Source organism: Leifsonia shinshuensis, assembly GCF_014217625.1.
Lineage (GTDB): Bacteria > Actinomycetota > Actinomycetes > Actinomycetales > Microbacteriaceae > Leifsonia > Leifsonia shinshuensis_A.
Window position 1 is genome coordinate 2303826 of sequence record NZ_CP043641.1, and the last position, 22837, is coordinate 2326662.

Below are 22837 nucleotides of genomic sequence, written 5' to 3' on the forward strand. Positions count from 1 at the left end.
GCGTGAATGGCGAACACCGAATCCGGCTCCCTCCCGAACGCATCGCTGGAAGTGATCCTGGAGGGCATCGGGGATACCGTGCGCGCTCGCCGGAAAGCGCGAGGGCTGACGCTCAGCGCGATGACCGAGCGCACCGGACTCAGCACGGCGATCATCAGCCAGATCGAGCGCGGGCTCGCGAATCCCTCGTTCACGACACTGGCGCAGCTCGCTCACGGGCTCGACATCCCCGTCGGCGAGCTCTTCGCGCAGCAGCCCGTCTCGCGGTCGCCCGTCGTGCGGAAGTCCGAACGGCGCGACCTCCTCTCGACGGTGGCGGAGGCACGCGGCCGGACGGTGTTCGAGCTGCTCTCGCCCGACCTGCACGGGACGCTGGAGGCGATCTGGGTCGAGACTCCACCCGGGCACGACTCGAGCGGGACCCCCTTCACCCACCGGGGCGAGGAGTTCGGGCTCATCATCTCGGGGAGGAAAGAGGTCTACGTCGATGGCGAGCAGTACGTCCTCGAGGAAGGCGACTCGATCACCTTCAACTCGACCGTCCCGCACTGGTACAAGAACACCTCGGACGAGGTCTGCCGGGCGATCTGGGTCATCTCCCCGCCGAGCTGGTGACGACGTCCGATGACGCTACCGCTCGAGGGACTCACGGTCATCGACCTCACGCAGGTGATGCTGGGGCCGTCCTGCACGCAGACGCTCGGTGACTTCGGCGCGGACATCATCAAGGTCGAACGCCCCGGCGCCGGCGACCTGTCCCGGGTCGGAGTCTTCGCCGCAGCTGGCAACGAGAATCCCGTCTTCTCCAGCCTGAACCGCAACAAGCGGAGCATCGTCATCGACCTCTCCTCCGCGGAGGGCAGAGGCGTCATCCGCGACCTCGTCCGCGACGCGGATGTGATCGTCAGCAACTTCCGGCCCGGTGTCATGGAACGGCTGGAGCTCGGCTACGACGAGCTGTCGGCGATCAACCCGAGACTCATCTGGGCGGCGGGCTCCGGGTTCGGCCGGAGCGGTCCGTACGCGCACAAGGGCGGGCAGGACATCCTCGGCCAGGCCTACTCCGGCGTCATGAAACGCCGTGCCGACCCGGGCCATCCGGTCGCCATCTACGCCACCCCGATCGCCGACTACACCGCCGGGCAGCACCTCGTACAGGGAATCCTCCTCGCTGTCCTGCAGCGCGAGCGCACGGGTGTCGGTCAGGTCGTGGAGGTCAGCCTGCTCAACTCGATGCTGGCGCTGCAGATGCAGGAGGCAACGGCCCGGATGACCATCGACGAGGAGCTGAACTGGGCGCTCATGCCGCTCACGGGCTGCTTCCCGACCCTCGACGCGGAGATCGTCGTCATCGGGGCGTTCAAGCCGAACCCGCTCGCGGACATCTGCGCCGCGCTCGGGCTGCCCGACCTCTCCCTGGACGAGCGGTTCAGCACCATGGGAAGCCTGCGCGAGAACCGGACCGAGATCCGCGAGATCCTCGCACGCCGGTTCGCCGAGCAGACGACGCAGCACTGGCTGACCGCGCTCGAGGCCGAGGACGTGCTGTGCGGGCCGGTCCTGGATCTGGCGGAGGCGCTCCAGAACGTCCAGACCATCCACAACGGCATGATCCTCGAGTTCGAGGACGACGAGGGGCGGACCGTGCGGACGGTCTCGCCCCCGATCGCGCTCTCGGCCGTCGATCCGGCCGTTCGCCACGCGCCCCCGAAGCTGGGCGAGCACACGACGGAGGTGCTGCACGAGCTCGGCTACACCGCCTCGGTGATCGACGGGTTGAAGGCCCGGAAAGTCGTGGGCTGATTTCTTTACTATTGTTAACGCGTTCGATATAGTTAACACACCCCCTCCCGAGGACGCGCATCCTCGACACCCATGACCGATCCACCGGCAACATCGCTGTGCCGGAACCCCTGCTGGACCGTACGTACGAGACGGCCCGGCCGGGGTGACGCGCAGGTGATGGTTCGCGCTCGCGAATAAGGAGAAACCCTTGATTGACAACGAAGTCAGCACTCGGCCGGGCACTCGCGCCCGGCTCCTCCCCGAGACACGCCGAGGCCTCATCGCGCTCGGGCTCGGCGGGACCCTGGAATGGTACGACTGGATGCTGTTCGGCCTGGTCGCCTCCTACCTCGGCCCGAAGTTCTTCCCCGACAGCAACCCCATCACCGCGACCCTGAGCGCCCTCGCGGTGTTCGCCGTCGGGTTCTTCTTCCGTCCGGTCGGCGGCATCGTCCTCGGCACGTACGCGGACCGGATCGGCCGCAGGAAGATCATGATCCTCAGCGTCGTCCTGATGGCGGCCACCACCCTCGTCATCGCCGTCTGCCCGACCTACGAGCAGATCGGCCCGTGGGCGGGCGTGATCCTTCTGCTCGCCCGGATCGTCCAGGGCATCTCCACCGGAGTGGAGGGGCCGCTCGCGACCGCTCAGGGCCTCGAGCTCGTCCCCGAGGGACGCGAAGGCACCGTCGCCGGCGTCATGAGCGCGTTCGTCAACTTCGGCATCCTCGCCGCCTCCCTCGTCACGTTCCTGACCGTCCTCCTGCTCGGCCCGGCCGCCATGGCGGACTGGGGCTGGCGCGTCCCCTTCGCCCTCGCGGTGGTCGGAAGCATCGTCGTCCTCTACCTGCGGCGGCGCCTGCCGGAGACCATGACGCCTCAGGAGCTCGAAGAGGCGTCCACCGGCAAGATCTGGAGCAGCGTCGGACGGAACTGGCTGAGCATCCTGGCGATCGTCTTCGTCGTCGGCGCCGTTCAGGTGTACAACTACGCCTGGACCACCGGCCTGCCGAACACGGCGCGGATCGTCATGAAGGAGTCGCCCACTGCGGTGTTCGGCATCACGACGCTGCTGGGAGTCGTCATGGTCATCGGATCCCTCATCGTCGGAAAGCTCGTCGACGGCAAGGCCCTGTCGAAGTGGTACATCTGGACCCGCGCCCTGGCAATCCCGTCGATGTTCCTCGTCCTGCTGTACGTACGGCCCGGCATGGGCGCCTTCGCCGGCGTCGTCCTGGGCGGCTCCATCGTCATGGTGCTGAACATGACCCTCTACAACGTCGTGTCCTCGACCCTGATGCCGAAGGCGTCGCGGGGAGCCGGGACCGCCCTGGGCTACGGCATCGGCGTCGCGGTCTTCGGCGGCACCGCCGCCTACCTGGTGGTCTGGTGCTCCGAGATCCACCAGACCTGGCTGTTCTCCGTCTACGGGGCGGTCCTGATGGTCCTCAGCATCGTCCTCTACGTCCTGGCGCGCCGTTTCAACGGCATCCACATCGGAAGGTAACAACGCATGTCCTCGCAACACCTGCTCATCCACTCGGACGACGTCTCCGCACCTGTCGTCTCCCGCTCCGACGTCCTCGTCGTCGGCGGTGGTCCCGCAGGGGTGTCGGCGGCGGTGACGGCGGCGCGCAGCGGAATGTCCGTCACCCTCATCGAGCGCTACTCCTACCTCGGCGGCCTGGCCTCCGGCGGGATGGTGCTCGTGCTCGACGACATGATCAACGGCCAGGAGATCACCGTCACCGGCATCGTCTCGGAGTACATCGAGCGCCTGCAGAAGCTGGGCCTGGCTGTGGTCCCGCCCGCCGAGGACCGGGCGATGTCCCAGGAGCTCTGGAACAAGTGGGGGCGCTTCGGCACATTCGACTTCCACAGCCACTCCCACCCGAAGCCGATCTGCTACGCGGCCGCCTTCGATCCGGACGGCTGGAAGCGGGTCTCCAACGACCTGGTGCGGGAGTCCGGGGTCAACCTCGTGCTGCACTCCTTCTTCTCGCGGCCGATCGTCGACGACGGGGTCATGAAGGGCGTCATCGTCGAGACGAAGGCGGGCCCGCAGGCGCACCTCGGCACCGTCGTGATCGACACCACGGGCGACATCGACGTGGCTTCCCGCGCCGGCGCCGACTTCATCCAGGGCGCGTACATCACGACCCTCGTCTTCCGGCTGGGCGGCGTGGACACGCGATCGGCCGAGGAGTACGAGCAGCAGAATCCGAAGGAGGCGCGAGCCATCAACAAGCGCGTCAAGCGGATCCTCGGCGGAGCCTGGGACCTGTGGTGGCTGAAGACCCCGCTCCCCGGCGTGGTCTGGTGCAACGCTCCGCACATGAGCGGCTTCGACGGCACCGATCCCGAGTCGCTGACCCGGGCGGACTTCGCCGGACGCGACCGCATCACCGAGGCGGTCGAGTACGTGCGGGAGTTCCTGCCGGGCTTCGAGAACAGCTTCGTGCTCGACACCGCTCCGCAGATCGGCGTGCGCCAGACCAGGCTGCTGCAGGGCGAGTACGTCATGACGAAGGACGACGTCGTGAACCGCCGTCACTTCGCCGACACGGTCGCCCGCGGCCGCGACTACTACTACCCGTACCGTTCCCTGCTCCCGAAGAACGTCGACCAGCTGCTCGTCGCCGGCCGTCACTTCTCCGCGACCTCCGACGCCCAGAAGTCGTCGCGCGAGATCCCGCCGTGCATGGCGATGGGGCAGGCGACCGCCGTGGCCGCCTCCCTCGCCGTCCAGCAGGGGATCCGCGTGCGCGACGTGGATGCGACCGAGATCCAACGGGGCATGCGTTCGCACAACGCCGACCCGGGCGACCGGCCCGCCGCCAACGCCCTCATCGAGGACGCCGAGTCGATCGCCGTCGCCTCGTGACGGCGGACCCGCGGGAATCCGCCGCCCCCGGACAGGCGCTCCCCCTGTCGGGGATCACCGTCATCGACTTCACCCAGGTGTTCATGGGGCCGAGCTGCACGCAGATGCTCGGCGACTTCGGCGCCGACGTGATCAAGGTCGAGCGGCCGGGGGTCGGCGACACGTCGCGCAACTCGATGCCCGACCGGGACGGGAAGGACAACCCGATCTTCCTCTCGATCAACCGGAACAAGCGCGGCATCGCCATCGACACCAAGAAGGAGGAAGGCCGCGACGCGCTCCGGGAGCTCATCCTGAGCGCCGATGTCGTGGTCAGCAACTTCCGCGCCGGGGTGATGGAGCGGATGGGGTTCGACTACGAGGAGCTCCGCACGGTCAACCCGCGGCTCATCTGGGCCTCCGGAACGGGGTTCGGGCCCACCGGTCCCCACTCCGACCTCGGTGGTCAGGACGTGATCAACCAGGCCTACTCGGGCGTGATGTGGCGGCGCAGCTCCGACGAGCTGCCGCTGTCGGTGTATCCGACGACCCTGTGCGACTACACGACGGGCATGCACCTGTTCCAGGGCATCCTGCTCGCCCTGCGCACCCGCGACGCCACGGGCGAGGGGCAGCGGGTGGATGTCAGCATGTACGACTCGATGCTCCACATGCAGATGCAGGAGGCGTCGATGCAGCTCAACCGCGGCTTCGAGGTCAACTGGGGTGCGATGCCGCTGACCGGAGTCTTCGCGACGACGGACTCGGCCGTGTGCTTCGTCGGAGGCTTCTCCACGGACCCGCTCCGGCGGATCAGCGCCGCGCTGGAGTTCGAGGACGATCTCACCCTGCGACCGGAGTTCGCGACGTTCGAGAAGCAGGTGCAGAACCGCGCGGAACTGCAGAACATCCTGGCGCTGAGGTGCGCGACCAACACGACGGCCCATTGGACGGCCCGCCTCGAAGCCGAAGGCGTCCTGAACGCCCCGGTGCTCACCCTCGCGGACACGCTCGCCGACCCGCAGACGCTCGTGAACGGGATGATCGTCGAAGCGGACCATCCGGTGGCCGGCCGGTTCAAGATGCTGAACGCGCCGATCCACCTCTCCGAGACACCCGCCTCCGTACGCCGCGTCGCTCCCCGCCTCGGCGAGCACAACGTGGAGGTGCTGCGCGAGCACGGTTTCGACGAGCAGACCATCGGGCGGCTGCAGGAACTGGGAGTGCTGTGATGACGGACGAAGTACGCTACGAGCTCGACTCGCGGGGAGTCGCGACGGTCACCATCGACCGTCCGCACGTCCTCAACGCGGTCGACCGGCGGACGCACGAGCGGCTGAACGAGATCTGGGCTGCGATCGAGGCCGACACCACCGTGCGGGCGGTCGTCATCACCGGAGCGGGCGAGAAGGCCTTCTGCACCGGGGCCGACATGTCCGCGGCCGGCGTCGGCAAGACCGGCCTCGAGTACTGGGCGGAGCTGGACCCGAACGGGTTCGGAGGCCTGAGCCTCCGGAGCACCCTGGACATCCCGGTGATCGCCATGGTGAACGGTTACGCCCTCGGCGGCGGCATGGAGATCGTCCTCGGCGCCGACATCGTCATCGCGAGCGAGAACGCCCGTTTCGGCCTGACCGAGCCCCGGGTCGGCCGGCTGGCCCTCGACGGCGGCATCCATCTCCTGGTGCGCCGCGTTCCCTACACGCAGGCGATGGGGATGCTGCTCACCGGCAGGAAGGCCTCCGCCGCTGAGCTGGCGGCGATGGGACTCGTCAACGAAGTGGTCGCCGCCGACGAGCTCCACGACGCCACGGAGCGCTGGATCGAGGACATCCTCGCCTGCGCGCCCACCTCCGTCCGCGCGGTCAAGCAGATGGTCACGCGCACGGCGCAGCTCTCCGCCGCGGAGGCGCGAGGGATGCGGCTCCCGGCGCTGATGGCCGCGCTGGACAGCGAGGACGCCGTCGAAGGCATCGCCGCCTTCCAGGAGAAGCGCCGGCCGGAATGGAAGGGACGATGACGGCTGCCGCGCCTCTGGAGCCCGGGGTGTGGGCCGTCGTGGCGACCCCGTTCGCCGGGCCGGACCAGCACCTCGACCTCCCGAGCCTCACCCGGCTCGTCCAGTTCTACGAGACGTGCGGGACGACCGGCCTCACCGTGCTCGGAGTGTTCGGCGAAGCATCTTCGCTCAATTCGGAGGAGCGCGCGACGGTGCTGCGCTCCGTCGCCGCCACGACGCGGCTGCCGATGGTGGTCGGCGTGAGCGCGCTCGCGACGGCGCCCGCGATCGCGGAGATCAGGGCCGCTCGGAGCGCAGCGGGCGGCCGGTTCCGTGCGGCGATGGTGCAGATCAACAGCGGCTCCCCCCGGGTCGTCATCGAGCATCTCCAGGCGATCCACGCCGAGACGGGCGCACCGGTCGTGCTGCAGGACTATCCCGTGGCGAGCCACGTCACCGTCTCCACCGACAGCGTGATCGAGATCGTCGAAGCGTGCCCGTTCGTCTGCGCGGTGAAGGCCGAGGCGCCGCCGACGGCAGCGGCCATCGCCCGGATCGTCGACCGCGTCGGCGTCTCGGTGTTCGGAGGGCTCGGCGGGCAGAGTCTGCTCGACGAGCTCGCCGCGGGCGCCGCGGGCGCGATGACCGGATTCTCCTTTCCCGAGGCCCTCATCGCCTGCGTGCGCGCGTGGCGGGCCGGCGACGGGGACGGCGCCAGGGAGGCGTTCATCCCCTACCTCCCTCTCGTCAACTACGAACAGCAGCCTCGGGTGGCGCTCGCCCTCCGCAAGGACCTGCTGGCGCGCCGAGGCCTCATCGACGAAGGCGCCACGCGCCCGCCCGCCGCGTCGTTCCCCGAGCAGCTGCGCGAGATCGCGGCGGATCACCTCCGTCGCGCCGAGCGCATCGGGGAAGCGGGGCACTAGTGGACCTCGGAGTGCAGGGGCGCACCGCCTTCGTCGCCGCGTCCACCGCCGGTCTCGGACGTGCCGTCGCCCAGTCGCTCGGGCGGGAGGGCGCGAACGTCGTCGTCACCGGACGCAGGCTCGCCCTGGCCCGGGAGATCGCCGGATCGCTCCCGTCGGCGATCGGTGTCGAACTGGACGTCACGAATGCGGCGTCCCGCGCTGCGGCGATCGCCGCGACCGAGGCCGCGTTCGGCCCGGTCGACATCCTCGTCCTCAACGGCCCCGGCCCGCGCCCGTCGACGGCCGCCGGGCTGAGCGCGGACGACCTGACCGACGCCTTCGACCGACTCGTCTCCCCCGGTCACGACTTCATCGCGCGGACGCTTCCCGGCATGCGCGATCGCGGCTGGGGGCGCGTCCTCGCGGTGGGATCCAGCGGGGTCGTCGCGCCACTCCCCGACCTCGCCGCCTCCAACCTGGGCAGAGCGGCACTGGCCGGATACCTGAAGACCCTCGCGAACGAGGTCGCCGGCGACGGCGTCACGGTGAACATGCTGCTTCCCGGGCGGATCGCCACCGACCGGGTGGCCGGGCTCGACGCCGCCCAGGCAGCACGGGAGGGCATCGACGCAGCCGAGGCAGAACGGCGCTCGCGCTCCACCATCCCGGTCGGGCGCTACGGCACCCCGGAGGAGTTCGGCGACACCGCCGCGTTCCTCTGCAGCACCCGGGCCAGTTACATCACCGGCGTGGCCGTGCGCTGCGACGGCGGCCTCGTGCGCACTCAGTAAGTCTCATCGGAAGGACCAGCAGATGTCATCGACAGCAATCGCACAGCACCTCATCGACGGGGAGTTCACGGGCGAACCGGTGAAGGAACGCCGTAACCCCGCGCGACCGGACGAGGTCGCCGTCGTCTCGGCGTCGGGCACCCGCGCAGACGCCGAGGCGGCGATCGCCGCGGCCGAAGCAGCCCAGCCCGCGTGGGCGGCCGTGCCCGCTCCGGCCCGGGGCGCCATCCTGATGCGTGCCGCCGAGCTGCTCCGCTCGCGTGCCGCCGAAGTGGCGGCCGACCTGGTCCGGGAGGAGGGGAAGACGATCGCGGAGGCCTCGGGCGAGGTCGGTCGCGCCGTCGGCGTACTGCAGTTCTTCGGGTCCCTCGGCTGGGCGGCGACAGGGACGACGTACGAGAGCGCGCTGCCGGGAACGACCATCTCGACGCGGCGCCGGCCGCTGGGCGTGGTCGGACTCATCACCCCGTGGAACTTCCCCATCGCCATCCCGGCCTGGAAGACGGCGCCCGCCCTCCTCTCCGGCAATGCCGTCGTGCTCAAGCCCTCGGAGCTCACACCGATGTCGGCGCGTCATCTCGCCGCCGCGCTCCACGAGGCAGGGCTGCCGGCCGGTGTGCTCAATGTGGTGCAGGGCAGCGGCCGCACCGTCGGCGAGACGCTCGCACAGGACGACCGGATCGCGGCGCTCTCCTTCACCGGTTCGACTGCGGTCGGGCGGCAGATCGGGCGCGTCGTGAACGAGCGCGGCGGCCGCAGCCAGCTGGAGATGGGCGGCAAGAACGGCGTCCTCGTCCTGGACGACGCCGACCCACGCCGCGCTGCGCAGGTCGTGGCCTCCGGCGGCTTCGGACTCACCGGCCAGGCGTGCACCGCCACATCGCGCGTGTACGTGACGCCCGGCATCCGCGCCGCGTTCCTCGAAGAGCTCGCCGCCATCGCGGCGACCTACGCCCCCGGCGACGGCCTGGACCCGGCCACGGCCATGGGGGTCGTGGCGAGCGACGCGCAGCTGGAGCGGGACATCTCCGCCGTCCGGAACGCGGTCGACAGCGGGGCGACCCTGCTCCATGGACGCCCCGAAAGCGACGGGCTCCACTTCCAACCGGTCATCGCCGTCGACGTCGAGCACGCGTCCCCGCTCGCCGCAGAGGAGATCTTCGGCCCGATCGTCGCGGTGATGGAGGTGCCGGACTATGAAGCGGGACTCGCCGCCATCAACGACTCCGCGTACGGGCTGACGGCGGGAATCTGCACCACGAGCCTCTCCCGTGCGTCGGACTTCGCCGAGAACGCGCACGCCGGTGTGATCAAGGTGAACCGGGCCACCGCGGGGCTCGACCTGCACGTGCCGTTCGGAGGCGTCAAGGACTCGTCGTCCGGGACGTTCCGCGAGCAGGGCCACACCGCCACGCAGTTCTACACCTGGGAGAAGACGGTCTACCTCGGCGCCGAGTGACGCACGAGCGCGTCAGGTCCGGTCAGACGCCCCCGAGCCGACCGACCCCCGTGCTCCATACGCCGCCGTCCGTCCCCTCATCGACGGGACGAATGTCCACGTTCCGCCGCCGGTTCAGCCCTTCCCGGACAATCTCGTCAGGATCTGGACCAGGCTCGGTTTGATTCCCACCGGCAGCGCATAGGGGTCACTGGCCGATGGCCAACCGGTGAAGGAGTCGATGCGCCGGATGCCTGTCACGGCGCCGAAGCCGAGCGGGACGACCGGCACGTCGTCGACGAGGATCTCCTCGATCCCGTCGAGCGCCTTCGTGTAGCCTGCTGACCCTGTCGGGGAAGCCGCCATCGCCTGCAGGAGCGTGCCGGCGGCCGGATTGCTGTACCGCTCCCAGTTCCGGATCGCGTTCCCGCCGACCGGAGCGACGGGCTGGATCACCAGGCTGGTGAGACCGTCGTAGACGGAGCCCGTGCCTCCCGAGGCGCGCATCGTCAACTGGAAGTTGCCCGACGCCAGGTCCTGCCGCCAGGCCACGACGGACTCCGTCTTCGGTGTGACCTTGATCCCGGCGGGCTTGAGCTCGCTCGTGATCAGCGTCGCCGTCCGCGTCCAGTCGCCGTAGGCCGCACTCGCCGGCACGGTCAAGGTGATGGCGAGCGGAGCCCCCTGCGGCGAGGTGAAGTACCCATCGGCCCCCTGCTTGTATCCGGCGGCCTTCAGAGTGGACTTCGCCGCGGCAGCGCTTCCTTTGCCGAACGTCAGGTTCTTGTACTTCGAGGCGATGAGGTTCGGCGATCCGTCGAGACCGGTCTGGTTCTTCGTCGGTGTCGCGCCCGGCCCGAGCGAGGCGCTCGCGATCGCGGACCGGTTCAGGGCCTGGCTGATCGCCTTCCGGACGGCGACGTCGGCTGTCGGCCCTGCGGCGTTGTTCGGGAACAGATAGATTCCGACGCCGGTGTTGACGGTGTAGCTGTCGAGGGTCTTCGGGGACGTCGAGGTGATCGCCGCGGGATCGGAGCTCGCCGTCGTGATCCAGTCCACCTGCTTGCCCTCGACGGCAGCGTCCATGCTGCTCTCCGAGTCGAACGACAGGTACTGGACGGATGGGATCTTCGGCGAGCCCTTCTGCCAGTAGTGCGTGTTCTTCTGCAACGTGATCGCTTGCGGGGTGAAGGTCTTCAGCGCATACGGGCCCGTACCGATCGGCGAGGTGTTGGCGAACGTCACCGGGTCCGCCACCGTGGACCATTGCGCCTTCTGCACCGGCGCCGTCAGGAACCAGAGCGTCTGGAACGCGGGCCGGGTGAAATCGACCTCGACGGTCGTCGGGTCGGTCGCGGTCGCGGACTTGATCGGCAGACCGTAGAAGTTCAGCGCCTTGTCCTGGCCGATGAGACCGAACGTGAAAGCCACGTCGTCCGCGCTGAACGCTGTGCCGTCGGACCACTTCACCCCCGACCGCAATTCGATCGACAGCTTCGTCCCGTCGCTGTTCCACGTGCCCTTCTTCGCGAGCCACGGGGCCTCCGTGGACTTCGCGTAGTCGACGACCATCAGCGGCTCGTAGATCGCAGACATCGAGTATCCGCTTGCGCTCTGGGTCGCCTGGAGGAAGGGGTTGAACTGGTCCGTGAACGGTCCGGACGCGGTGGCGGCCATCCGCAGAGTGGTCGGGCCCTGCGGATCCGAGCTCGGCGGCGTGCTGCCTGTGTTCGTACAGGCGGCCAGGGCCGAGGCCAGAATCACGCCGACGGCGACCGCCGCCGCTCGGGACATGCGCGACTTCACTGTCATTGCAACTCCATCGTGGCTAGGCGTCGACGGCGCCGCCTCGGAAGTCGACGAGGCCGTTGAGCGCGGAATCAAACGTCCACCAGGGATCGCTTGTGCGGAAAGTATCAGTCGTTTGATCTGGAAGTGTCAATCGATACAAAGCGATCGAAACGATCATTGCCGCAATTGACTGGAGCCATGCACGCTCTGCATCGAACTTTCACCCGATGGGCTGCCGCGATGGATGATGATCGGTTCGTGATGCGTGAAAGCAACCGGCTCTCGCTGTCGGTACTCGACCTCGTGCCCGTCCGAGGGGGTCAGACGAGCGCTCAGGCATTCGCAGCATCGCTCCAGCTGGTGAGCACCGCCGAAGCGGCCGGCTTCACACGGTACTGGTTCGCCGAGCACCACAACCTGCCCGCGGTCGCGTCGACCTCGCCGGCGGTGCTCGTGGCCGCCTCGGCCGGACGCACGCGCCGGATCCGGCTCGGATCCGGCGGTGTCATGCTGCCCAACCACTCCCCGCTGATCGTGGCCGAGCAGTTCGCGACCCTGGAGGCCCTCGCACCCGGGCGCATCGATCTCGGTCTCGGTCGGGCCCCGGGCAGCGATCCGGTGATCAGCCAGCTCCTCCGGATGTCGGGCACGTCCAGCGATGTCGAGGAGTTCCCGGACCACGTGCGCGACATCGTGCGGCTCATGACGCGAGACGGCATCACGCTCGACCTGGTGCGCCCGTCGTCCCGCACCGGCAGCAGCAGCTACGAGGTCCGCGCGACGCCCTCGGCCACGACCGCTCCAGAGGTCTGGCTGCTCGGCTCGAGCGACCGTTCGGCGCGGCTGGCCGCTGCCTTCGGCCTGCCGTTCGTGTTCGCGAACCACCTCTCCGGGAACGGATCGGAGTCGGCCCTCGATCTGTACCGGACGCACTTCCGACCCACGGCGACGCAACCGCACCCGCGGACGTTCGCGACGGCGAACGTCATTGCGGCGACCACGGCGACCGAGGCCGAGGAGCGTGCCCTCCCCGAGTTGCATGCGATCGCGCGGCTACGCCTCAACCTGCCCCTCACGCCCCTGGAGTCCGTCGAGCAGGCCACGGAGTCCGCCTCCGAGTTCGACGAGCACGCCGGCCGGATCATGTCCGAGGCGCGAGCGACCTGGTTCATCGGAACCGGCGAGACCGTGTCGGCCGGACTGCGGGCGTTCGCCGCTCGCCTCGGCGTGGACGAAGTGATGATCTCGCCCGTGGCCGGCGCCTACCGGGATGAGCGACCGACGGAGGCACCCGGCCGCGTTCGGACCCTCGAACTGCTCGGCGCGCCGCTCAGCCGGGAACCTGACTGAGCGGCGCGCGGACGGAGGAATCGGAATCCGCGCTGGGCCGCGGCTAGCTCTCCGTGCCGATCAACTCGCCTGGATGCGTCAGGGCGCCGTACTGCTCGGCAGCCACCTCCGGGGGAAGCGGGTGGTAATCCGTCGAGCCGATGAGCGCCTGGCCTTCGGGTGAGAGCGCGAAGCGCATGAAGGCCAGGAGGCTGCCGCTCATCGGTGCGGCATCGCCGACGACGGTGTCCGGCGCGACGTAGATGTACCCGAAACGCGTCAACGGGTACGACAGGTCGGCCACCGTCTGCTGGGTCAGCGGGACGAACGGCCCTCCGTCGGACAGCGGAACCGCGCGCACTCCGGGCCGGGCGTAGCCGAGGCTCGCGTATCCGATGCCGAACCGATCGTCGGCCAGGGCCGAGACCAGGTCGCCGGCGTCGGGATACTCGCGCGTCCGCGGGTTCACGGTGTCCGCGCCGCCCATGACCCTCCGCTGGAAGAAGCTCACGCCGCCGGGATGCAGCGCGGGCGGCGTGTACGGGACGATCGCGGCGTCCGCCCACGCACCGGTCAGGCCCAGCTCGCCCCAGCGCCGGATGTTCCCCTCGGGACCCCGGGCGGAGCCCTCGACCCACGCGATCCTGCCGCCCCAGCCCCCGGAGCGCTGGTCGCCGAAGATCCCGTCGAGCTCGGGCAGGCTCAGGCCGGCGATCGGATTGTCCTCGTGCACGTAGACGGCGAGCGCCGCGGACTTGCCGATCGCGGCATGACTCCCGATCGCCACCGGGATCTCCTTCGACATGAACTGCGACCGGCGGATGATGCCGTACTCCTCGTACGTCGAGGACTGCCGTGCGCTCAGCGCGAGGTCCGCGGTGTCCGCCTGCAGCGTGAACTGCGCAGTGGACGTGCCCTGCAGGTCCAGTGCGAAGTGGACGTCGGGCTGACGTCGCTGGAACTCGGGGATCCAGACGTCCATCAGCTCCCGCATGTTCGGCGATCCGCTCACGCGGAGCACATCGAACGGGAGCGTCTCGTTCTCTTCGATGAGTGTCATCTTCTCTTGCACCTCTCTCGTCGTGAATCCTCAGTCCAGCGCCGCGATCTGGCGGCGCGACTCCTCCGCGTTGAGCGGCGTCAGGCGGTCCTGCTCCGCGAGGATCTGCTGACCCTGGCGGCTCAGCACGAACCGCAGGAACTCCTTCAAGCGGTCCGACAGCCCCTCCGGCGGCTTGTCGAGGTAGATGTACGCGTTGTTCGTCAGGGGGTAGCTCCGATCGAACAGCGTCTGGCGCGAGGCGGAGACGAACGGCCCCTCGGCCGTCGCCGCGATCGGCAGCACTTTCAGGTCCGGATACTTCTTGACGACTTTCGGGAGGTTGAACCCGATCGCGTACTTGTCGTTCAGGACGGCCTCGACCATCTCGTCGTCCGCGACCTTCTTCAGGCCTCCGCGCACCTTCTCCACCATCTCGGGGTTCCACTTCCCGCCGCCCTTGAACGCGACCTGCTGGATCAGGTGCGACCAGCCGCTGAGCGTGGCGTCGAACCCGTACGGACGGATGGGCGCCTCCGCCCACTCGCCGCCGAGCCCGAGCTGTCCCCAGGTGCGGAGGTCCTTCTCGGGCCCGCGCGCCAGCTCGGTCGACCACTCGTACGCGTCCGTCCAGCCTCCGGTCCGCTCGGCGCCGAAGATCCCGTCGATCTGATCCAGGGTCAGCCCGGCGAGGGGGTTCTCCTTGTTGACGATGAAGACCGGGGCCGGCTGGATGCCGCCCTTCTGGTCGAAGGGCCCGCTCAGCCGGATCTCGTGCGGATTGCGGCCGAAGACGTCTCGGAACGCGGTGACGTCCGTTCGCCAGACCGCGTGACCCAGCGTGCCGATGTCGAACTTCTTGGTCGTCAGGCCGCCGATCCCGCTGGGATTGAAGTAGTTCGCGAACCGGATGCTCGAGTGGATCTTCAGGAACGCGTTCTGCCACGCGGTGATCAGGCCCATGAAGTTCTCACCCGCCTGGATGCGGATGACCCCCCACTCGCCCTGGCAGACGTCGTTGTGACAGTGATCCGTGTCCTCGACCCGCGCGGGCGTGTAGAGAGGAAGGCCGCTGAGGTCGTAATGGCCGCTCACGGGCACTTCTGCGATTTCGTTGCTCATTCATTTCTCCCTATCCATGTGTGGAACGTGTCGCCGAGCACGCCACAGGTCAGCTGTTCGGGGTGCTCACGCTGTCGAGGAACTCGTTCGTGAAGAGCGTTTCCGCGTCGACCCGTGTCCCCTGCGCCGCGGCGCGCGCCTGTGCGGCGGCGCTCTCGTCGAACGCAGCGGCCTCGATCGACTCGATGAGGAGCTCGAAGGAGTCCGCCGAGATCGAATGATCGGACGCCATGGTCCCCCAGCGACTGGCGACGATCGTCGCCGCGGCCTCACGGCTCTTGTCCGGGAAGAACGCCGGCGGGAGAAGGGCTGCGACCTCGGCCGCTGAGCTGTCCCTCGTGTAGCGCATGGTCCGGAGGAAGACCGTGACCAGCGACTGGACGAGGTCCGGCCGCTCTGATGCGAATCGGGGATCGACCAGCAGCGACTCCGCCGGATAGCGGGCGCCCAGGACGGCCGCCGCCGCGTCGGCCGTCGTCAGGTCGTACAGGTCGGTCACCAGACCGGTCGCCCGCACCTGCGACGACACGGGCTCCATGAACGTCAGCACATCGACCGCGTTCCTCTCGAGGGCCGCGGTGAGGATCTCGAGCCGCCCGTCCGAGGGCAGGGACATCGACTCGTAGCTCCCGCTCGGCAGGCCGGCTCGCACCGCCAGGTAGTTCGTCAGCATGCCCTTCGTGGAGTAGGGGGCGCCGACCGCCGCCGTGCGGCCAGCGAAGTCCGCTGCGCTGCGGATGTCGTCCTTCACCCTGTTCGCGACCATGATCGAGATCCCTGGCGCATCGTGCAGCGTCATGACGCTCACCTGCGGGAGCCCGTTGCCGACCCCGAACACCGCGTAGTGCGCCCAGGCGACTCTCGCCGGGAGCACGTGGCCCGCCGCCTCCCACGCTTTGATCTGCGCCTTGTCGAGGACCTCGACGTCGAGGCCCTCGTCGTCGAAGTAGCCCAGCGCCTGCGCCAGGTAGGGAAGGTACGAGTCCTTCGAACCGAACCTCAGCGTCTGCGCCTTCTTTTCCGAGATGTCGTTCATGACCTGCCTTAGAGCTGGAAACGGATTATGCTCCTGACACTAAACTGCTGTTGAATACGCAAACAAACCAAATTGCGGTGCAATCGATCCAATGGAGGAATCGATGTTCTCGATGGTTCAGCTCGAATGCTTCCTGGCCGTCGCCGAAGAGCTGCACTTCGGCCAGGCGGCGGAGCGACTGCAGATGACCCAGCCGCCGCTGAGCCGTCACATCCAGCAGATGGAGCGCACGATCGGCACGCCCCTCTTCCACCGGTCGAGCCGCCGGGTCGAACTCACAGCCGCAGGACGTGCGTTGCTTCCGCGGGCGCGGCAGATCATCGACCTCGCGACGAAGTCGGAGGCCGAAGTGCGCTCCGTCGGCGCAGGGATCGCCGGGACGCTGACGATCGGGTACACGGCCATGGCAGGCCTGACCATCCTCCCCGACCTCATCCGCCGGAAGCGGGAGGAGTTCCCGGGCGTGAGACTGTTCCTCCGGGAGCTGGTGAGCACCGATCAGGTCGACGAGCTCGCGCGCGGGACCATCGACCTCGCCCTGATGCGCCCCATCGGCGCGCGGCAGGGCATCGCCTCGCGCCGCGTCTTCGAGGAGGAGCTCGTCCTCGCCGTCCCCTCCGACTGGGCGCTGGCGTCGGACGCCGCCCCCGTGTCGCTCACCGCGCTGGAGGGGACGCCCTTCCTCATGTACTCGCCCGGGGAGTCCCGCTACCTCCACGACCTGATGCAGACGATCCTGCGCGAACAGCACGTGCGCCCCCGGATCATGCAGTACGCGGGGCAGATCATGGCGATCCTGGCGCTCGTGAGCGTCGGTCTCGGTTGCGCGATCGTGCCCGCCTCCGCTCGCGACATCGCCTCGTCGCGGATCGCGCTCCTCCCGATCCGCCTCGGGGCCGGGAAGGCGGATCCGCCACGCGTCGGGATCGACCTCGCCTGGGCCCCCGAGACCGTCACGCCGCTCGCGCGCTCGATCATCGCGATCGCGGTCGGAGGGAACGCGACCGCGGCGCCCTAGAACACGGTGGACGCGAGTCTGGAGGGAATGGCGGACATCGCCCCACGGAGCTCGATCAGCTCACGCGCGTACGAGTCGAGGGCGACATCCTCCGGCGTGACCAACGGGAGGGAGCGCACGGGGACGGCGCTGCCGGACGCACCCTTCTCCACGAAGATCGAGATGCACTGGGTCGTCAGGCTGAGCTGGTGCGGCGTCGCCGGATGGCCCGACCGGACCGCGACGCTGATGTGCATGCTGCGGTCCGTCGTGTGGATGAGCCGCGCTGCGACCTCCACGATGTTGCCGATCGGGATCGGCCGGAAGAAGTTGATGCCTCCCGAGTAGACGGCCACGACCGGATCGGAGGCCCAGCCCGCCGCGCACGCGTAGGCGGTCTCGTCGATCCAGCGCATCACCGTGCCGCCGTGGGCGTTGCCGCCCCAGTTGGTGTCGCCGGGGCTCGCCAGGAAGCGGAAGACCGTGGGCGGAGCACTGGCGGCGCCGACGCCGTTCAGCGCGAGCATGGTGGCCTGGATGGCCTTGCGCGGCTCGATCCTCGCCTGCGCCCTCTCCCGGACGGTCCGGTCGCCGTCGCTCCAGGGCTCCCACTGCGGGACTTCGCGGGGCGTGCCGTCCTCCCCCACGGCGACGAACACCAGGATGCAGTGCGTGGCGACCGAGAACTCCCTCCCACCGAGCTGCGCCGTCTCGATCGACACGAAGACATGGACGCTGGTGCGCCCGGTGTAGACGACCCGCGCGTGCGCCTCGACGATCGTCCCCGCCGCGATTGGCCGGGCGAAGTGCACGTCGCCGACGTAGGCGGTGACGCAGTAGGAGCCGCTCCAGCCCACGGCGGACGCGTAACCGGCCTTGTCGATCCACTCCAGGACCCGGCCGGCCTGGACGGTCTGGCCGGTCGCGTCCATGTCCGACGGCGCGACCAGGAAGCGCAGCGTGATGGCGCCATCGGGACGCCCGTCCCCGGCGCGCGCTGCTGGCATGGTCGATCCCGGTGTGTGCATGCGATCATCCTCGCGGAAGGAGACGCGGAGTCTCCGAGGTGTGACGCGAGAAGAATCGCGGTTCTTGCCGGTTCGTCAAGCGCTCAGTCGTAGCCCAGGACGCACGTCTCCGGGAGTTCGGTCTCCCGATCCCACTCCTGCGGGGCGCACGCGACGAGCGCGCCCTCCGCTCCCGTGGCACTCCAGTGCTGAGCCATGATGGTTCCGCTCCTTTCACCTCCTGGGCGTCCTTCCCGCGTCAGTCCAGCTTCGCGAGTTCCTCCCGGATGATCTTCTCCGGCAGGGGGAAGTACACGCCCTGGTCGAGGATCGCGCGCTGCCCGTCCCTGCTCAGCACGTAGCGCAGATACTCTCGGACGCCCTCCGCCTGCTCGCCTTCCGCGCCGGTGTCGACGACCAGGTAGACGTTCCGCGCGAGCGGGTACTCCCGCCGCCCGAAGGACCCCATGTCGGGGACGTAGTAGACGTCGCCGCCTCGCGGTGCGAGCGGAAGCGCCTTCACGCCGTCCACGCCGTTCGCGTGGTAGAGGCCGGCCAGCGCGATCCCGTACGGATCCTCGGCCAGCGCCGCCATCATGTCCTTCGTGGTCGGCGCCCCGGGCGACGCCTGCTTGGACCCTGCCTCGACGTACTCGCGGTAGTTCGGATTCCACTTGCGGCCGCCCCTGAAGACCACGCGCTCGAAGAACGTCGTCATCCCCGTCTGGGCGAATCCGTAGGTCTGGATGGGCGCGTCGGTCCACGGGTCGTCCAGGCCCAGCTGGCCCCAGACCCGGATGTCCTCGCTCGCGTCGCGCGCGACGTGGGGGTTCCACCGGATCTCGTCGAAGCCGCCCGTCCGCTCCGCCCCGAAGATGCCGTCCAGCTGCTCGACGGTGAGACCGGTGATCGGGTTGCTCTCGTGGACGAACACCGCGAGCCCGTAGCTTCCCCCTGCGACGTCGAGCGCTCCGGTCGCGACCGCGATCTCCGCGGGCATCCGCTTGACCTTCTCGCCGAAGGAGAGGAACTCGGTGAGGACCGATTCGCGGCCGCTCGCGCCGAGGTCGGCGGTGCCGGCGATCACGCCGATGATGCCGGACGCCTTGCAGAGGTCGTCCTCGAACTGCGCGCCGGGGTGGAAGAACCGGAAGCCCTCCTCCCAGCGCGGCACCATGTCCGCCAGGGAGACGCCGAAGTGGCGGAGCACGCCCGAGTAGTTCGACCGGGGGCTGTAGGGCGGCAGGCTCTCGACCGACCGCACGATCTCTTCGCTGTATTCCATGCGATCCTCAGGCGTTCCGGTCGCGCAGCACGGTGACCGTGTTGTCGTCGTTGAGGATGAACAGGCTCCCCGCCGCCGTGTGAATGAGGCCGCTGATGGCTCCGGGCGCCGGATCGTGGCCGAGCTCGGTCAGGCCGATCGGTGCATCGGTCACGAAGTCGTGGATGAGCAGCTGCCGGCTCTTCGAGCCGACGATGAAGAGCCGCTTCTGCGGGTTCACCACCCAGTTGCCCGGCGCGTCGACGACGTCGATCGTCCGCGTGACGACGTGGTCGGTCCCGGAGACGGCCGCCACCGTTCCGGCGCCGGTCTTCTCGTCCCCGGCTCCGAGCACCCACATCTCGTCCTTGCCGTTGATGGCCGCGATGGGCAGCATCCGGAACGGACGGTGGTTCACCGGGACGGTCGCGAGGATCTCGTCGTCGGCGATGCGGACGACCGTCACCGTGTCGTCTGCCTCATTGGAGAAGTAGATGTTCCCGTGCTCGCGGAAGATCGCGTTGCGGTTCGGCCGGTGACCGAGCGGGATCCGGCGGATCACCGCGTTCGTCGCGTCATCGAAGACGGTCGCGTCGTCCGACTCGGTGCTGACGACATAGGTCTTGCCGACCGGCTGGGTGATCGGCTTGTAGCTGGCGCCCCAGGGCTGGCCCCACTTGGGCAGCCCGCCCACCTCGATCGTGGCCACGACCCGGGCGGTGGCGATCTCGACGGCGGTGACCGTCGCATTCCCCTCGTTGAGCGTGTAGACCAGCCCTCGGTCGAACGCGGGCATCGTGCCGGTGGGCGCACTGCCCACCGGAAGGCCGACCCGGTCGATGACCTCCCGGGTCTGCGGGTTGATGATGGCGGCCTCATCGGCGGAGCGGAGCGCGACGAGCCCGACGTTGCATCCGGCGTCGAAGGAGAAGTGCGCAGCGCCGCCCCCGATCCGCCAGCGGTCGATCACGTGCCCGTCCGCGTGGTCGAGCACGGTGATCGTGTCGCCGCCCGAATCGGAGACCCAGACGTGTCCGGATTCCTTGACGTAGCCGATGTGGAGGTGCGGGCCGGTGCCGACATCGACGGTCGCGACCTCCGCGTAACGCACCGGGGCGACCCCGGGCTGCACCGCGGTCACAGGCTCATTCCTGAACAGTTGCTCGCCATTGTGCATGTTCCCTTCGTTTGCGTGTAAACGAAATCTATACTTCGCTGCAACAGATTTCTAGATTGATTCGAACAATCGTTACATTCAGCATGGAGCGCGAGGGTTGCAATTCGCAAACGATCTGGGAGGCTAGGACAATGGTCCCGGCACACGCGGAGTCCCCGGACGAACTCCTCCACCTCGCCACCGACATCGCGAGGGAGGCAGGCGCGCTCCTGCTGCGCCATCATCAGGATGTCCTCGCGATCGAGACCAAGGCCGGCGCCGGCGACGTCGTCTCGGCGGCGGATCGTGACGCCGAAGCCCTCATCCTGCGACGCCTCCGGGCGGCCCGGCCCGACGACGGCGTCATCGCGGAGGAGAGCGGGACGATCGCCGGCGCCAGCGGGCTCACCTGGATCATCGACCCACTCGACGGGTCGTCGAACTACGTCCACGGCGCCACCCCGTTCGCCGTCTCCATCGCGGTGTGCGACCACGTCGACGACCGCAGGCTCGCTCCACGCGCGGGAGTCGTCTTCGACCCCGTCGGCGGGGAGGTCTTCGGCGCGGCACGAGGCTCGGGCGCCGTCCTGAACGGCGCACGCCTCCGGCGCCGGCCCGTGCGCGCGCTGGACGGCGCGTTGGTCGCGACGGGGCTCGCGCACACCCCCGCCCTGAGATCGGCGCAGCTCGCCGTGCTGGCGCGGCTGCTCCCGCAGGTCGGCGACCTGAGACGCTCGGGATCGGCGGCCGTGGATCTGTGCTGGGTGGCCGCCGGCCGGATCGAGGCGTTCTTCCAGCCCGGCCTGAAGGTCTGGGACTACGCCGCGGCCCAGCTCGTCCTCACGGAGTCGGGCTGCGATTTCCGCCTCGCCGCCGGGCTGGAGGACAGCACGGAGACGATCGTGGCCGCATCGCCGGAGGTCTCGGCGGACTTCCTCGCCGCCCTCTCCGCCGCCGGCATCGCCGAGGCTCCCCGATGAGGACCGTCCTCCCGCCGAACGCCACGCTCGTGCCTCCGCAGGCTGCGCTCGCCTTCCGCGGCGTCCTCTTCGACACGTATCAGTGGCAGCAGGAAGTCTTCGACGGCAGTCACCGGACGTTCGAGATGCTGCGGCGACCCGACACCGTCCAGGTCATCGCCGTCAGGGACGACTCGGTCGTGCTCCTGCGGGAGCGGCAGCCGGGAGGGCCCTGGTACCACTCCCTCCCGGGCGGCCGGCACGACCGCGCCGACGAATCGGAGCAGGACGCGGCGCGCCGCGAACTCCTCGAGGAGACAGGACTGACCTTCGCCGACTGGAGGCTGCTCGACGTCCGGCAGCCGCACACGAAGATCGAGCACTTCGTCTACGTCTTCCTGGCCAGCGGGTTCGACAGGGCGTTCCCGCCCGCTCCGGACGACGGCGAGCGGATCAGCACGCGATTCGTCGACCTGCGGACACTGAAGGAGGTCGCGGCGGGGCCGGACGCCCGCGGGATCCCGGAACGCCTTCTCGATCGGGTGGACACCGTCGCCGAGCTTCTCGCCCTTCCCTCCTACCCGGCATGACGGACGCGTACCTGAGCGTTTCCGGATTCGTCACACTCCGGTCGCGCCGACCGATGCCTTTCGGACCTGTCCTTTGTTACAGTGACACCGCACCGCACCGCATCCCGCGCGTGCAGTGAGGATGGAGACGCGATGAACACGACTGTGGACCAGCTCACCGAAGCCAAGGAGGCCGGCGAGACCGCTCTGGCCGCCAAGGAGGCCAAAAACCTCACGTGGCTCATCCTGGTCTACCGGGTCCCCAGCGAACCGACGCGGCTCCGCGGCGCCGTCTGGCGCAAGCTCCGCAACCTCGGCGCGGTCTACATGCAGAACTCCGCCGCCGCGATCCCCCGCACCGTCCACACCGAGCGGACGATGCGCGCCCTCCGCAAGGAGATCGTCGAGTCCATGTCGGGTAAGGCGTTCCTGATCAGCTCGTCGTCCGTCGCGAGCGACGCCGACCTCCGCGAGATGTTCAACGAGGCCCGCAACGATGAGTACGAGGAGATCCTCGACAAGTGCAAGGACTTCCACACGGGCATCGACAAGGAGATCCGCGAGGAGCACTACACCTACGGCGAGCTCGAGGAGAACGAGGAAGACCTCCACAAGCTCCGCGGTTGGTACGACAAGGTGAAGACGCGCGACGTGCTGGGCGCCTCGAGGGCCCCGGAGGTCGTCGCCGCACTCGCCGGCTGCGCCGAAAAGCTCGAGGCGTTCGCCGCGGAGGTCTACGAAGCGGACAACGCTTCGCTGTGACGAACTGATTTCATCGCTGCAG

General features: G+C 68.9%; 21 protein-coding genes. 14 read left to right on the forward strand and 7 right to left on the reverse strand.

All coding sequences use genetic code 11. The features are described 5' to 3' along the window. The first annotated feature begins 6 nt into the window (after positions 1-6). From F1C12_RS10955 to F1C12_RS10995, 9 genes are all read left to right on the forward strand, one after another. Complete coding sequence (locus F1C12_RS10955) at positions 7-615, forward strand: helix-turn-helix domain-containing protein (RefSeq protein ID WP_185275060.1); 609 nt, start codon at positions 7-9, stop codon at positions 613-615. 9 nt (positions 616-624) lie between these two features. Then, complete coding sequence (locus F1C12_RS10960) at positions 625-1803, forward strand: CaiB/BaiF CoA transferase family protein (protein WP_185275061.1); 1179 nt, start codon at positions 625-627, stop codon at positions 1801-1803. 190 nt (positions 1804-1993) lie between these two features. Continuing rightward, positions 1994-3292: an MFS transporter gene (locus F1C12_RS10965; RefSeq protein ID WP_258045844.1), complete on the forward strand. Its 1299-nt coding sequence runs from the start codon at positions 1994-1996 to the stop codon at positions 3290-3292. A 6-nt stretch (positions 3293-3298) separates the two neighbouring features. After that, positions 3299-4669 carry an FAD-dependent oxidoreductase gene (locus tag F1C12_RS10970; RefSeq protein WP_185275062.1) on the forward strand — a complete coding sequence of 457 codons (1371 nt, stop codon included), beginning with the start codon at positions 3299-3301 and terminating at the stop codon, positions 4667-4669. Further along, on the forward strand, positions 4666-5880 hold the full coding sequence (locus F1C12_RS10975; protein WP_258045845.1) for a CaiB/BaiF CoA transferase family protein: 1215 nt from the start codon (positions 4666-4668) through the stop codon (positions 5878-5880). Before F1C12_RS10970 ends, F1C12_RS10975 begins: the two co-directional genes overlap by 4 nt. Further along, positions 5880-6668 (forward strand): enoyl-CoA hydratase-related protein, encoded by a 789-nt coding sequence (locus F1C12_RS10980; RefSeq protein WP_185275063.1) that lies wholly within the window; start codon positions 5880-5882, stop codon positions 6666-6668. The genes F1C12_RS10975 and F1C12_RS10980 overlap by 1 nt, the downstream gene beginning before the upstream one ends. Then, entirely contained in the window at positions 6665-7573 is a 909-nt protein-coding gene (locus F1C12_RS10985) for a dihydrodipicolinate synthase family protein (RefSeq protein ID WP_219732604.1), read from the forward strand. The genes F1C12_RS10980 and F1C12_RS10985 overlap by 4 nt, the downstream gene beginning before the upstream one ends. Beyond that, entirely contained in the window at positions 7573-8346 is a 774-nt protein-coding gene (locus F1C12_RS10990; RefSeq protein WP_185275065.1) for an SDR family oxidoreductase, read from the forward strand. Before F1C12_RS10985 ends, F1C12_RS10990 begins: the two co-directional genes overlap by 1 nt. Positions 8347-8368: 22 nt before the next feature. Next, positions 8369-9805, forward strand: coding sequence for an aldehyde dehydrogenase family protein (locus F1C12_RS10995; RefSeq protein WP_185275066.1), 1437 nt, complete (start codon positions 8369-8371; stop codon positions 9803-9805). A gap of 114 nt (positions 9806-9919) precedes the next feature. Here F1C12_RS10995 and F1C12_RS11000 read toward each other — a convergent pair whose 3' ends face one another. Further along, the gene (locus tag F1C12_RS11000; protein ID WP_185275067.1) at positions 9920-11596 is read right to left on the reverse strand and encodes an ABC transporter substrate-binding protein; all 1677 of its coding nucleotides are present in this window, start codon (positions 11594-11596) and stop codon (positions 9920-9922) included. Positions 11597-11836: 240 nt separating this feature from the next. On the opposite strand from F1C12_RS11000, the gene F1C12_RS11005 reads away from it, so the two are divergent. Then, a complete protein-coding gene (locus tag F1C12_RS11005; RefSeq protein WP_185278908.1) occupies positions 11837-12925 on the forward strand; it encodes an LLM class flavin-dependent oxidoreductase in 1089 nt (362 codons plus the stop codon). A gap of 43 nt (positions 12926-12968) precedes the next feature. Here the strand turns inward: F1C12_RS11005 and F1C12_RS11010 are convergent, their stop codons facing one another. From F1C12_RS11010 to F1C12_RS11020, 3 genes are read right to left on the reverse strand one after another with little or no spacing between them, the layout of a single operon-like run. Beyond that, positions 12969-13964, reverse strand: coding sequence for a PstS family phosphate ABC transporter substrate-binding protein (locus F1C12_RS11010; protein ID WP_185275068.1), 996 nt, complete (start codon positions 13962-13964; stop codon positions 12969-12971). 30 nt (positions 13965-13994) lie between these two features. Beyond that, complete coding sequence (locus F1C12_RS11015; RefSeq protein ID WP_185275069.1) at positions 13995-15065, reverse strand: PstS family phosphate ABC transporter substrate-binding protein; 1071 nt, start codon at positions 15063-15065, stop codon at positions 13995-13997. A gap of 49 nt (positions 15066-15114) precedes the next feature. Further along, complete coding sequence (locus F1C12_RS11020) at positions 15115-16101, reverse strand: ABC transporter substrate-binding protein (protein WP_185275070.1); 987 nt, start codon at positions 16099-16101, stop codon at positions 15115-15117. 103 nt (positions 16102-16204) lie between these two features. Here F1C12_RS11020 and F1C12_RS11025 point away from each other — a divergent pair, with 103 nt between their 5' ends. After that, the gene (locus tag F1C12_RS11025) at positions 16205-17119 is read left to right on the forward strand and encodes a LysR family transcriptional regulator (RefSeq protein WP_185275071.1); all 915 of its coding nucleotides are present in this window, start codon (positions 16205-16207) and stop codon (positions 17117-17119) included. Here the strand turns inward: F1C12_RS11025 and F1C12_RS11030 are convergent. The 3 genes from F1C12_RS11030 to F1C12_RS11040 all read right to left on the reverse strand — a co-directional run bounded on the left by F1C12_RS11030 (position 17116) and on the right by F1C12_RS11040 (position 20510). Further along, the gene (locus tag F1C12_RS11030; protein ID WP_258045846.1) at positions 17116-18126 is read right to left on the reverse strand and encodes an acyl-CoA thioesterase; all 1011 of its coding nucleotides are present in this window, start codon (positions 18124-18126) and stop codon (positions 17116-17118) included. The two genes, F1C12_RS11025 and F1C12_RS11030, sit on opposite strands and share 4 nt — an antisense overlap. Before the next feature lie 238 nt (positions 18127-18364). Further along, on the reverse strand, positions 18365-19390 hold the full coding sequence (locus tag F1C12_RS11035) for a PstS family phosphate ABC transporter substrate-binding protein (protein ID WP_185275072.1): 1026 nt from the start codon (positions 19388-19390) through the stop codon (positions 18365-18367). Between the two features lie 7 nt (positions 19391-19397). Then, positions 19398-20510, reverse strand: coding sequence for a hypothetical protein (locus tag F1C12_RS11040; RefSeq protein WP_185275073.1), 1113 nt, complete (start codon positions 20508-20510; stop codon positions 19398-19400). A 167-nt stretch (positions 20511-20677) separates the two neighbouring features. Between F1C12_RS11040 and F1C12_RS11045 the strand changes: the two genes are divergently transcribed. The 3 genes from F1C12_RS11045 (at position 20678) to F1C12_RS11055 (ending at position 22815) form a co-directional block, all read left to right on the forward strand. Continuing rightward, positions 20678-21505: an inositol monophosphatase family protein gene (locus tag F1C12_RS11045; RefSeq protein ID WP_185275074.1), complete on the forward strand. Its 828-nt coding sequence runs from the start codon at positions 20678-20680 to the stop codon at positions 21503-21505. After that, complete coding sequence (locus F1C12_RS11050) at positions 21502-22074, forward strand: NUDIX hydrolase (protein ID WP_185275075.1); 573 nt, start codon at positions 21502-21504, stop codon at positions 22072-22074. The genes F1C12_RS11045 and F1C12_RS11050 overlap by 4 nt, the downstream gene beginning before the upstream one ends. Positions 22075-22206: 132 nt before the next feature. Beyond that, positions 22207-22815: a Chromate resistance protein ChrB gene (locus F1C12_RS11055; RefSeq protein ID WP_185275076.1), complete on the forward strand. Its 609-nt coding sequence runs from the start codon at positions 22207-22209 to the stop codon at positions 22813-22815. Positions 22816-22837 lie beyond the last annotated feature (22 nt).